We start from the raw sequence: 12,613 nt of genomic DNA, 5'->3' as shown, positions 1-12,613 counted from the left end.
ACTACTCTACGGCCTGCGCTACGGAATGTCACACGCGAAGCGTGCTCAGCCGCGATTTTGTTCCTGCTGCGCCGCATTGCTGGCGGCGCCCTTGGCGGCAAAAGATTCACGTAAGCGTTTTAGTTTCTCGCGCGGGTCTTCCTTGATGCCGCTTTCGTGCAGCTTCATCTCGGCGATGAAACGGCTGGGGATGCCCATCACCAGCTCGCGCGCCTTCTTGCGCCGGCGCAGCGTGCTCACCGCCAGCGTGGTGCGCGCGCGGGTGATGCCCACATACATCAGGCGGCGTTCTTCCTCGAGGCGCTGCGCGGTCATCTCCTCCTCGTCGGCCTTGAAGGGCAAGAGCCCCTCGTTGACGCCGGCCAGGAACACATGCGGCCATTCCAGGCCCTTGGACGCATGCAGGGTGGTGAGCACGACCTGGTCCTGCTCGTCGCCGCGCTCGGCCAGCGAGAGGATCACGCTGATGGTCTGCGCCACCTGCAGCACGGTCTGCTTGGGCTCTTCGAAGCTGCTGCCGCCGTCCTGGGTGATGTGGCCGCCGCAGCGCTTGGCCACCCAGTCGACGAAGTCCAGCACATTGTTCCAGCGCGCCGCCGCGGCCTTCTCGTTCTCTTCGTTGTCGTAGAGATGCTGCTCGTAGCCGATGTCCTTGAGCCACTCCATGAAGAGCGCCTTGGCGTCCTCGCCGCCCTCGGTGTGGCGCGCCTTGTACTCGAGGTCGTTGATGTAGCGGCCGAACTCGTGCAGCGAGCCGATCGCCTTCTTGCTCAGCACGGTGATGAGCGAGTCGGAGAACAGCGCCTCGTACATGCTGACCTTCCACTTGCCGGCGAACTGGCTCAGCGAGCCCAGCGTCTGGTGGCCGATGCCGCGCTTGGGCGTGGTGATGGCGCGCAGGAAGGCGGGGTCGTCGTCCTGGTTCACGAGCAGGCGCAGCCAGGCGCACAGGTCCTTGATCTCGCTCTTGTCGAAGAAGCTCTGGCCGCCGCTGACCTTGTAGGGGATCTCGGCGCGGCGCAGCGCCTGCTCGAAGATGCGCGCCTGGTGGTTGGCGCGGTAGAGGATGGCGAAGTCGGCGAACTTGACCGCCGCGCCCAGATTGGCGCGGATCGCCTGGATGCGCGCCACCGCGCGCTCGGCCTCATGCTCCTCGCCATCGGCCTCCAGCAGCGCCACCGGCTCGCCGTCGCCGAACTCGCTCCAGAGCTTCTTCTCGAACAGCTTGGGGTTGACGGCGATGACGTTGTTGGCGGCGCGCAGGATGTTGCCGGTGGAGCGGTAGTTCTGCTCCAGCGGGATCACCTTGAGCTGCGGGAAGTCCAGCGGCAGGCGCTTCAGGTTCTCGATGGTGGCGCCGCGCCAGCCGTAGATGCTCTGGTCGTCGTCGCCCACCGCGGTAAACATGGCACGCTCGCCCACCAGCTGCTTGAGCAGGTCGTACTGCACCGCGTTGGTGTCCTGGTACTCGTCCACCAGCACATAGCGCAGCTGATCCTGCCACTTGCCGCGCGCCTCGGCGTCCTCGCTGAGCAGCTTGAGCGGCAGGCTGATGAGGTCGTCGAAGTCCACCGCCTGGTAGGCCGCCAGGCGCTCCTGGTAGCGGCCCATCACCACCGCGGCGACGCGCTCGTTCTCGTCCTTGGCGGCCTTCATCGCCTGCTCCGCGTTCAGGCCCATGTTCTTCCACAGCGAGATGGTCCATTGCCAGGAACGCGCCTTGTTGGCGTCGGTGGTGCCGCCGGCATCGCGCAGCACGCCCAGCACATCGTCGCTGTCGAGGATGGAGAACTGCTCCTTCAGGCCCACCCGCGTGCCCTCGGCGCGCAACAGCCGCACGCCCAGGCTGTGGAAGGTGGAGATCGCCAGGTCCTTGGCGGCGCGTGCGCCCACCAGCTGCTTGGCGCGCTCGCGCATTTCCTGCGCCGCCTTGTTGGTGAAGGTGATGGCGGCGATGTTCTTGGCCTGGTAGCCGGCCTGCAGCAGGCGCGCGATCTTGGTGGTGATGACGCGCGTCTTGCCCGAACCGGCGCCGGCCACCACCAGGCAGGGGCCGTGCAGATGGTGCACCGCCTCGAGCTGGGCGGGATTGAGGGTTTCGGCCATGGCGGGAACGGGAAAGGGAAATCTAGGCGGTGCGCGGGCCGCGCATCATATCGGGCGGGGCTTGCAGCCTGCCCGCGGCCCCTATGATGCGCCGACTCTGCCCGCCAGCGAGAAGCTCATGCACGATCCCAGCCGCCGCCGCTATCTTGCCGCCGCTCTTGCCGCCGGCAGCGCACCGCTGGTCATCCGCCATGCCGGCGCGGCCGAGGCCGGGCAGCGCTTTGCGCTCGGCATCGCCTCCGGCTGCCCGCGCCCGGAGCGGCTGGTGCTGTGGACGCGGCTGATGGGCGAGGATCTGCCGGCCAGCGTGCCGGTGCAATGGGAGCTGGCCGAGGACGAGGCCTTCGCCCGCATCGCCGCGCGCGGCAGCGAGACCGCCCTGGCGGAGGATGCGCACAGCGTGCATGCCGAACCGCAGGGGCTCAAGCCCGACCGCTGGTATTGGTATCGCTTCAGCGCGCTGGGCACGCGCAGCCCGGTGGGGCGCACGCGCACCGCGCCGGCGGCCGATGCGGCGGTGGCCTCGCTGCGTTTCGCGATCGCCTCCTGCCAGCGCTGGGACCATGGCGCATACGCCGCCTGGCGCGACATGGCCGGGCAGGAGCTGGACCTGGTGCTGTTCCTGGGCGACTACATCTACGAATACGCCAGCCCGCTCACCAGCAATGCGCCGCGCCGCCATGCCGGCGGGCCCTGCCGCACGCTGGCCGATTACCGCGCCCGCTACGCCCAGTACAAGTCCGACCCGGCGCTGCAGGCCATGCATGCGCGCGCGCCCTGGATGCTGACCTGGGACGACCACGAGATCGAGAACGACTATGCCGCCGGCCAGTCGCAGACCCTGGACCCCGGCTTCACGCGGCGCCGTGCCGACGCCACCAAGGCCTACTGGGAACACCAGCCCTTCCCCAAGGCGCTGCGGCCGCAGGACACCGAGCTGCGCATCGTCGACCAGCTCGACTGGGGCCGGCTGGCGCGCCTCATCACCCTGGACGATCGGCAGTGGCGCGACCCGCAGGCCTGCCCCAAGCCCGGCCGTGGCGGCTCCAACACAGTGGCGCTGGCGGATTGCCCGAGCTTGCTGGCCCCCGGCCGCACGCTGCTGGGCGCCGCCCAGGAGCAATGGCTGGCGCGCAGCTGGGACGCCGAGCGCCCCTGGAACCTGCTGGGCCAGCAAACCCTGATGACGCGCATGAACTGGGGCACGGCGGCCAAGCCGAGCTACTGGACCGATGGCTGGGACGGCTATCCCGCCGCGCGCCAGCGCCTGCTGCAGGGCATGCTGGCGGCCGGGGCGCGCAACCCGGTGGTGCTGGGCGGCGACGTGCACGCCAACTACGTGGCCGATCTGAAGCTGGATTTCGACAATCCCAAGGCGCCGGTGCTGGCCAGCGAGTTCTGCGGCACCTCGATCAGCAGCCAGGGCCTGCTCAACGAGCGCGTGCAGCGGGCGCTGGCGCAGAACCCGCATATCCGGCTCGGTCGCAGCGACGAGCGCGGCTACATGCTGTTCCAGCTCACGCCCGGGCGCCTCGAGGCCGAGCTGCGCAGCGTGCTGCAGCCCTGGGACGCGGCCAGCGAGATGCGCGTGCAGGCGCGCTTTGCGGTGGAGGCCGGCAGGCCCGGCGCGCAGGAGGCCTGAGCGCTCAGTCGTGCGACGGCTGTGCCGCCGAGGCCGGCAAGGCGCTCAGCAGGCGGGGCTGCGCGCGCTCCTGCAGATCGCGCCAGACCTCGGCGCTGGCGCTGGAGGCGGGCGGCGGCAGCTCGGGCTTGGCACGCCGATGCTGATAGGCCAGCCAGGCCAGCGAGGCGCACAGGCTGATCGCCGCCAGCACCACCAGCCACCGGGTCCAGGGCCGCGGCCTGCGCCGCCGGCTCGGCGCGCTGGGCATGGGCTCGGCCTCGGGCAGCAGGGTGGGCACGGGCGTGTGGGCCAGCGCGGAATGGCTCTCGCCGGCCATCCAGGCCTGGATGTCGCGGGCCAGTGCCTGCGGCGATGCGTGGCGCTGCGCCAGCGACTCGGCCACCGCCTTGTGCAGGAGCGCATCCAGGCTGTAGCGCTGCGCACCGGTGAGCGACAGCCAGGTGGCGAGCGAGCGCACCGGGGCGTTCTGCGTTTCCTGCTTGGGCAGGCGGCCGTTCACCAGCAGGCACAGCAGCATGCCCACCGCAAAGGCCTCGCTGGCATCGCTGGGCGGCAGGCCAGCGGCCAGCTCGGGCGCCACGAAGGGCCGGGCCGCGCTGCAGAAAGGCGCGTCCAGGTTGTCGGCGGCATCGAACTGCGACACCAGGCCCTGGCCCATCAGATAGAGATGCTGGGCCGGCGTGAGCCACAACATGCTGGGATCGAGCTCGCGCAGCACCATGCCCTGCTGATGCGCGCTCTCGAGCAGCTCGCACAGCTCCAGCACCAGTTGCAGGCGCTTGTTGAGCGGCAGGTCCATGGCCGCGGGCAGCAGGGGCTGGCCCTCGACCCAGGCGAGCACCAGATAGGGCAGGCCGGCCGGGGTGAGGCCGCTGTCCAGCGTGGCGATCAGGCCGGGCCGGCCGAACTCGCCGCCGTCGGCCTGGCCATCGGCGAAGCGCAGCAGCACGGCCTTGGCATCGTCGGCATGGTGGAACACCAGCACCGCCGCATGATCATCGATCGCCAGCGCATGCTCGGCCTTGTACCAATGGCCCGAGGCGCAGGCCTGCAGGGGCTGGACGATGCGCCAGACGCCCAGGCGCTCGCCCTCCGGCAGCAAGGGCACGGCGGCCGGTGCCGATGGGCTGACGGGGTCGGGGTCGCTGAGGTAGTCGTCGCTCATGGTGAACCCCGCATATTAGCCGCCCGGGCTGGCTGGCCGGTCCCCGCTTTCAGCTTCCCTCAAGGCGCGCTTACGATACTCGCCAGCCATGCAAGCCATCCTCGCCGTCACCCTGCCCTTCTTCGCCCTGGTGCTGTGCGGCTATCTGGCGGCGCAGCGCGGCGTGCTGGCGGAATCGGCCATCCCCGGCCTGAATGGCTTCGTGCTGTTCTTCGCCCTGCCCTGCATGCTGTTCCGCTTCGGCCAGAGTACGCCGCTGCTGGAGCTGCTGAACCCGGTGGTGCTGGGCATCTACCTGCTCGTGGCGCTGGCCGTGGTGGGCATCACCATCGCGGTGAGCCTCTCGGAGGCGGTGCATCTGAAGGACGCCGCCTTCGGCGCCCTGGTGGCGGCCTTTCCCAACACCGGCTTCATGGGCGTGCCCCTGCTGGTGGCCCTGCTCGGGCAGGCCGCCGCGGGGCCGGTGATCTGCACCATCCTGGCGGACCTGTTCGTCACCAGCTCGCTGTGCATTGCGCTGGCGCGCGCACACGATGCCAATGGCGCCGATGCCCTGCGCATGGCGCTGCGCGGCGCGCTCTCCAACCCGCTGCCCTGGTCGATCGCGCTGGGCGCCGGCTGCACCCTGCTGGGGCTGCAACTGCCGGGTCCGCTGAACTCGGTGATCAAGATGCTGGCCGATGCGGCCACGCCGGTGGCGCTGTTCACGATCGGCGCGGTGCTGTGGCGCGCCGGCCAGCATGCGCACCGCCGCACCCCCTGGCAGCGCTTCCTGCCGGTGGCCCTGATCAAGCTGCTGCTGCACCCGGCGCTGGTGTTCGCGCTGGGCCTGGTGGCGCGCCGGCTGGGCGCCCCGCTGTCGGATTTCCAGCTGACCGTGCTGACCCTGGCGGCGGCCCTGCCCAGTGCCAGCAATGTCTCGCTGCTGGCCGAACGCTATGGCGCCGACAACGGCCGCGTGGCGCGCATCATCCTGGCCTCCACCGCGCTGGCCTTCCTCAGCTTCACCACCCTGGCCTGGCTGCTCGGGGCGCAGCCGCGCTGAGGCACACTGCTGGCCATGCTGATGCTTGCCCGCTCCCTGCTGCTCGCCGCCGCCGCGCTCCTGCCCACCATCGGCCTGGCGGCGCCGGTGCACACCGGCTACCAACAGCCCTCGCCCGCGGTGCGCGAGCTGCTGGACGCCGCGCCGCTGCCGCGCTATCTGATTTCGCCCGACAAGCAACACCTGGCCCTGCTCGAGCAGCGCCGTTACAGCAGCCTGGAAGAGCTGGCCCGCCCCACCCTGAAGCTGGCCGGCCTGCGCTTCGACGCCGCCACCGGCGTGCCCGCCGGCACGCCGCAGATCCAGCGCCTGCGCCTGCGCGCGCTGCTCAATCCCGAGGCGCCGGAGCGCAACGTCGAGCTGCCCGCGGGCGGCCTCATCCACAGCTTCAGCTGGGCGCCGGACGGCCAGCGCTTCCTGATCGAACGGCGCAGCGACGCCGGCAACGAGCTCTGGGTGGGCGAGACCGCCAGCGGCCGGCTGCGCCAGGTGCCGGGCCTGCGCCCCAGCGAGGTGCTGGCGCCGGGCGAACTGGCCTGGCTGAACGCGCATGAGCTGGTGCTCGCCACCATCCCCGACCGCCGCGGCGCCGCGCCAGCCGCCCCGCGCGTGCCGAACGCACCGGTGGTGCAGGAGAGCCTGGGCCGCGCCTCGCCCGAGCGCAGCTATGCCGACCTGCTGAAGTCCCCGCATGACGAGGCCTTGTTCGAATTCCACGCCCGCGCCACGCTCACCTGGGTGGACCTGCACAGCCTGCAGAGCCGCGATCTGCCGGCCACCGCGATGTTCACCAGCATCAGCAGCGTGGGCGAGGGCCAGTACCTGCTGACCGAGCGCATCACCCGCCCCTTCAGCTACACCCTCACCTACGACGACTTCCCCACCGTGGTGGAGCTGCGCGGCCGCGACGGCAAGCTCTTGCGCGAGATCGCCAAGGTGCCGATGCGCAACGGCATCGCCATCGACGCGGTGCAGGCCGGGCCGCGCGTGTTCTATGCCTCGCCCAACAAGGACGCGGCGATCTACTGGGTGGAAGCGCTGGACGGCGGCAACCCGAATGCGCGCGTGGCCTTCCGCGACCGCGTGATGCGCCTGGACCCGCCCTTCACCGGCGAAGCCATGGAGGTGCAGCGCATGCCGCACCGCTTCACCCGGCTGCGCTTTCTGGACGATGGCCAGCATGCCCTCCTGACCGAGGAGGACCGCCAGCGCGCCTGGACCCGCACCTATCTGCTGCCCCTGCGCGGTACGCAGAGCCGGCCGCTGTTCGAGCACTCGGTGCGCGAGCGCTACCGCCATCCCGGCACGCCGCTGATGCGCACCCTGCCGAACGGCCACCAGGTGGTGCAGACCCTGGGCGGCGACAACATCCTGCTGCAGGGCCAGGGCGCCACGCCGCGCGGCGACCGCCCCTTCCTGGACCGCTATTCGCTGCGCGATGGCGGCGTGCAGCGCCTGTTCCAGTCGGCCGACGCGCCCTACGAGCAGCCGCTGCTGCTGCTCGACCCGCAGCACCTGGTGACGCTGCGCGAAAGCCCCAGCGAGCCGCCCAACCTCTGGCTGCGCGAACTCAATGCCAGCGGCTATGGCGCGGCCCAGGCGCTCACCCGCAGCAAGGACCCGACGCCGCAACTGCGCAAGGTGAAACGCGAGCTGGTGAGCTTCAAGCGCGCCGACGGCGTGGAGCTCTCCTTCTGGATGTACCTGCCGCCCGACTACAAGGAAGGTGAGCGCCGCCCCACCCTGGTGTGGGCCTACCCGCTGGAATTCAGCGACGCCGCCATCGCCGGCCAGGTGAGCGGCTCGGCGAACCGCTACCTCAGCGTGGCCGGCAGCAGCCCGCTGCTGCTGGTGCTGGACGGCTTTGTGGTGCTGCAGGACGCCACCATGCCTATCGTCGGCGATCTGAAGACCGTCAACGACGGCTTCCTCGAGCAGATCACCATGAACGCCCGCGCCATCATCGACAAGGCCGAGGAGCTGGGCGTCTCCGACCCCAAGCGCATGGCGGTGGGCGGCAACAGCTACGGCGCCTTCATGGCCGCCAATCTGCTCGCCCACACCGATCTCTTCAAGGCCGGCATCGCGCGCAGCGGCGCCTACAACCGCACCCTCACGCCCTTCGGTTTCCAGAGCGAGCGGCGTTCGCTGTGGGAGGCCAAGGAGCTGTACCTGAAGCTCTCGCCCTTCATGTATGCGCCGCAGATCAAGGAGCCGCTGCTCTTGATCCACGGCGAGGCCGACAACAACGTCGGCACCCAGCCGATGCAGAGCGAGCGCCTCTACCTGGCGCTGGCCGGCACCGGCGGCACGGTGCGCTACGTACTGCTGCCCGGCGAGGCGCATGGCTACAGCGCACGCGAGTCGGTGGGCCATGTGCAGTGGGAGATGAGCCAGTGGCTCAAGACCTATCTGGGTGACCCGCGCGCGCCCTGATCAGATCGCCAAGGGATCGACGTCCACGGCCCAGCGCAGCAGGCCCTTGTGCTCGCGCTTGAGCGCGTGCAGCTCGGGCATCCATTGCCACAGCAGGCGCTGCAACGCGCCGCGCGTGGGCGATTCCACCAGCATCTGCAGGCGCTCCACATTCGCCACCCGCGCCACGCTCATGGGCACGGGCGGGTAGACCAGCACGGTCTGCGCGTCGGGCAGCGTGCCGGCATGGCGCGCCGCGGCCTCCAGGAAACCCTGTGCCGCCTCCACCGTGCGCGCCTCGGCGCGCAGCAGGGCCAGGTGTGAATAGGGCGGCAGGCCGGCCGATTCGCGCTCGGCCAGCTGACTCTTGGCGAAGGCCTCGAAGTCATGCCTGAGCAGCGACTGGTAGAGGGCATGCTGCGGATGCCAGGTCTGCAGCCACATCTCGGAGCGCGCGGCCACTTCGGCATCGCGCCCGGCACGGCCGGCCGCCTGCATCAGCAGGGCGAAAAGGCGCTCGGGGGCGCGGAAATCGCTGCTGAACAGGGCCGCATCGGGGTTCACCGCCGCCACCAGGGTGATGCGGCGGAAGTCGTGGCCCTTGGTGATCATCTGCGTGCCCACCAGGATGTCCACCTCGCCGGCATGCACGGCGCCCAGCTGCGCCTCCAGCGCGCCCTTCAGGCGCGTGGAGTCGGCATCGATGCGCGCCACGCGCGCCTCGGGCAGGGCCGCGGCCAGCTGCTCCTCCAGCCGCTCGGTGCCCTGGCCCAGCGGCGCGATGTCCTGGTTGCCGCAATCGGGGCAGGCGCGCGGCACGCGCTCGCTGAAGCCGCAGTGGTGGCAGCGCAGCGTGCGGTCGCCCTTGTGGAAGACGCGGTAGGCGCTGCAATGCGGGCATTCGCTCTTCCAGCCGCATTCGCCGCAATGCAGCACCGGCGCATAGCCGCGCCGGTTCAGGAAGATCAGGCTCTGCTCGCCGCGCTGCAGGCGCTCGCGCAGCGCCGCCAGCAGCGGTTGCGCCAGCGCCGTGGTGACGCCCTGCTTGCGCGGCAGCAGGTTCATGTCGTAGATGCGCAGGCGCGGCATGGCCCCGCCACCAATGCGCTGCGGCAGGGCCAGGCGCCGATAGCGGCCGGTATTGGCGTGCTGCCAGCTCTCCAGCGAGGGCGTGGCCGAGCCCAGTATCACCGGCACGCGCTCCAGGTGCGCGCGGTAGACCGCCAGGTCGCGCGCCGAATAGCGCGCACCATCCTGCTGCTTGTAGGAGGGGTCGTGCTCCTCGTCCACCACGATCAGGCCCAGGCGCGGCATCGAGGCGAACACCGCCAGCCGCGTGCCCAGCACCAGTTCGGCCTGGCCCAGATGGGCGGCCAGCCAGTTGCGCAGGCGCTGCGCAGGCGTGAGGCCGCTGTGCAGCGAGACGATGCGATGGCCCTGGAAGCGCTCGGCAAAGCGCGCCTCCAGTTGTGGCGTCAGGTTGATCTCGGGCACCAGCACCAACACCTGGCGGCCCTGGTTCAGCGCATGCTCGGCGGCGCGCAGATAGACCTCGGTCTTGCCGCTGCCGGTGACGCCATGCAGGAGCACGGGCGCCGGCCCTGGCGCCGATCCGGTCGCGTCGCTGGCGCGCTCGGCGAGCAGCAGCGCATCCAGCTGCGCCAGCACCTCGGCCTGGGCCGGGCTCAGCTCGGGGCGCTGCGCGCTTGGCGCCCCGTCCTTGGCCTCGGCTTCCACCCATTTGTGCAATTTCTTCAGCCGGCCCTGCAGCTGCTTGGCATCCAGCTCGCGCAGCTGCGGCGGCAGCACCGAGAGCGCCACCTCGCCGACGCTGCGCTGGTAATAGCTGGCGGCAAAGTCCAGCAGGCGGCGCCAGTTCAGCGTCAGCGGTGGCAGCTCCAGCAGGGCCTGGCCGATCGGGCGCAGCGCCGTGTCCGGCAAGACCTGACCCTCGGCATCCGCATCGGCGGGCAAGGGGTCCCAGACGATGCCGGTGAGCTCGCGCTTGCCCAGCGGCACCTGCACCAGGCTGCCGGGCGGCAGCGCCTGCTCGCTCAGATAGTCCAGCGGCGCGCCAATACCGCTGTGCTGGGGCGCGTCCACCGCCACCCGCAGCCTACAGATCGGATTAGAAACGCCGCTTAAGTCCATGATTCAAAGGGGCTTTCCGGGAATCCACATCAGCCTGTGGATAACTTTGTGGGAAACATATTCAATTTCTTCCCGACGCTGCCGTCCGCTAAGCGCAGGGCTCGCCAGCCCTGGGCAGAGCCCCGCGGGGCGCCCCCTTTGAAATCAAACACTTAGGCTTCAATCGTGAAAACCCCAAGCTGCAATGCAGCATCTGAAGCCTGCGCCGGTGACATGCCTCAAATTGGGGATAAGTCCAAGCAGGCTGGGCCTAATTCACACCCTGGCCGCAGCCCGAAGCCCGGCCTCAGCGCAGCTTGCGCGAGTAGTTGTGCACCTCGTCGACCAGGTGCAGCACATGCTCCGGCGGGGTGTGCTGGCTGATGCCATGGCCGAGGTTGAAGACATGGCCGCCCCAGCCCCCATCGGCGCGCTGCGGGCGCCCGAAGCTGTCCAGCACCGCACGGGCCTGCTCGCGGATCGCCGCGGGCGGTGCGAACAGCACGTTCGGGTCCAGATTGCCCTGCAGGGCCACCTGGTCCTGCACCTGGGCGCGCGCCTTGCCAAGGTTGGCGGTCCAGTCCAGACCCACCACATCGGCGCCGGCGGCGGCGATCTCATCCAGCCACAGCGCGCCGCCCTTGGTGAAGAGGATGCGCGGGATGCGCTGGCCTTCATGCTCGGTCTTCACCTGCGCCAGCACGCGGCGCGAGTAGTCCAGGCTGAAGCGCTGGAACATGCCGTCGGCCAGCACGCCGCCCCAGGAGTCGAACAGCATCACCGCCTGGGCGCCGGCCTCGATCTGGGTGTTCAGGTAGGCGGCCACGGCATCGGCATTGATCTGCAGGATGCGGTGCATCAGGTCGGGGCGCGCATACATCAGGCTCTTGACCTGGCGGTAGTCGTCCGAGCCGCCGCCTTCCACCATATAGCAGGCCAGGGTCCAGGGGCTGCCGGAGAAGCCGATCAGCGGCACGCGGCCGTTCAGGGCCTTGCGGATCGAGCCGACGGCATCGAACACATAGCGCAGCTTGGCCATATCGGGCACGGCCAGCTCGGCCACCGCGGCCTCGTCGCGCACCACTTTCGCAAACTTGGGACCCTCGCCGAGCTGGAAGGAGAGGCCCAGGCCCATCGCGTCGGGCACGGTGAGGATGTCGCTGAACAGGATGGCCGCGTCCAGCGGGTAGCGCTCCAGCGGCTGCAACGTCACCTCGGTGGCGTAGTCGGTGTTGGTGGCCAGGCCCATGAAGCTGCCGGCCTTGGCCCGCGTGTCGCGGTACTCGGGCAGGTAGCGCCCGGCCTGGCGCATCAGCCAGACGGGGGTGTAGTCGGTGGGCTGGCGCAGGCAGGCGCGCAGGAAGGTGTCGTTTTGCAAGGTGGCACTCATGGCGTGATTATCCGCTGCGATACTCGGCCAGCCTTGATCTGGACACGGTTGGCACCATCTGCCGCTGCGTCATCGAATCCATACGGGAGTCTTGCCATGAGTTCGAGTCTGAAACGCGCCGCACTGATCGGCAGCCTGGCCGCCGCCACCCTGAGCCTGAGCGGCTGTGGCTACAACGAATTCCAGCGCCTGGACGAGCAGGTCAGCGCCAGCTGGGCCGAGGTGCTGAGCCAGTACCAGCGCCGTGCCGACCTGATCCCCAACATCGTCAACACGGTGAAGGGCGAGGCCAATTTCGAGCAGGAGACGCTCACCAAGGTGGTGGAGGCGCGTGCCAAGGCCACCGCCATCCAGGTCACGCCCGAGCTGGCCAAGGACCCCGAGGCGCTGAAGAAATTCCAGGCCGCCCAGGGCGAGCTGAGCGGCGCGCTCTCGCGCCTCTTGGTGGTGAGCGAGAACTACCCCAACCTGAAGGCCAACCAGGGCTTCCAGGATCTGCGCGTGCAGCTGGAGGGCACCGAGAACCGCATCACCGTGGCGCGCAACCGCTACATCAAGTCGGTCGCCGACTACAACGTGCTGACGCGCTCCTTCCCCAGCAATCTGACGGCGATGGCGTTTGGCTACGCGGTGAAGCCCAACTTCCAGGTGCAGAACGAGGCCGAGATCAAGAACGCGCCGACGGTGAGCTTCGACAAGCCGGCCTCCAAGTAAGCG

8 protein-coding genes are annotated in these 12,613 nt (G+C 69.7%); 4 read left to right on the top strand and 4 right to left on the bottom strand.

Annotated features, from left to right (window positions below):
• Window positions 1-45 precede the first annotated feature (45 nt).
• Window positions 46-2,106 (bottom strand): ATP-dependent helicase, encoded by a 2,061-nt coding sequence (locus PFX98_RS09480; protein WP_285234952.1) that lies wholly within the window; start codon window positions 2,104-2,106, stop codon window positions 46-48.
• Between the two features lie 118 nt (window positions 2,107-2,224).
• Between PFX98_RS09480 and PFX98_RS09475 the strand changes: the two genes are divergently transcribed.
• Complete coding sequence (locus PFX98_RS09475; RefSeq protein ID WP_285234951.1) at window positions 2,225-3,748, top strand: alkaline phosphatase D family protein; 1,524 nt, start codon at window positions 2,225-2,227, stop codon at window positions 3,746-3,748.
• Between the two features lie 4 nt (window positions 3,749-3,752).
• Here the strand turns inward: PFX98_RS09475 and PFX98_RS09470 are convergent, their stop codons facing one another.
• On the bottom strand, window positions 3,753-4,916 hold the full coding sequence (locus tag PFX98_RS09470) for a serine/threonine-protein kinase (protein ID WP_285234950.1): 1,164 nt from the start codon (window positions 4,914-4,916) through the stop codon (window positions 3,753-3,755).
• A gap of 88 nt (window positions 4,917-5,004) precedes the next feature.
• Between PFX98_RS09470 and PFX98_RS09465 the strand changes: the two genes are divergently transcribed.
• Both PFX98_RS09465 and PFX98_RS09460 read left to right on the top strand, forming a co-directional pair.
• Entirely contained in the window at window positions 5,005-5,961 is a 957-nt protein-coding gene (locus tag PFX98_RS09465) for an AEC family transporter (protein ID WP_285234949.1), read from the top strand.
• Between the two features lie 15 nt (window positions 5,962-5,976).
• Entirely contained in the window at window positions 5,977-8,397 is a 2,421-nt protein-coding gene (locus PFX98_RS09460; RefSeq protein ID WP_285234948.1) for an alpha/beta hydrolase family protein, read from the top strand.
• Here the strand turns inward: PFX98_RS09460 and PFX98_RS09455 are convergent, their stop codons facing one another.
• Window positions 8,398-10,527, bottom strand: coding sequence for a primosomal protein N' (locus tag PFX98_RS09455; RefSeq protein ID WP_285234947.1), 2,130 nt, complete (start codon window positions 10,525-10,527; stop codon window positions 8,398-8,400).
• Window positions 10,528-10,813: 286 nt separating this feature from the next.
• Window positions 10,814-11,896, bottom strand: coding sequence for a uroporphyrinogen decarboxylase (gene hemE / locus PFX98_RS09450; protein WP_285234946.1), 1,083 nt, complete (start codon window positions 11,894-11,896; stop codon window positions 10,814-10,816).
• A gap of 96 nt (window positions 11,897-11,992) precedes the next feature.
• On the opposite strand from hemE, the gene PFX98_RS09445 reads away from it, so the two are divergent.
• The gene (locus PFX98_RS09445; protein WP_285234945.1) at window positions 11,993-12,610 is read left to right on the top strand and encodes a LemA family protein; all 618 of its coding nucleotides are present in this window, start codon (window positions 11,993-11,995) and stop codon (window positions 12,608-12,610) included.
• Window positions 12,611-12,613: the final 3 nt, after the last annotated feature.

The sequence above is a fragment of the Paucibacter sediminis genome (genome assembly GCF_030254645.1).
GTDB lineage: Bacteria > Pseudomonadota > Gammaproteobacteria > Burkholderiales > Burkholderiaceae_C > Paucibacter_B > Paucibacter_B sediminis.
Note: the sequence above shows the minus strand (reverse complement) of the source record. Positions and strands in the feature narration are given on the sequence as shown.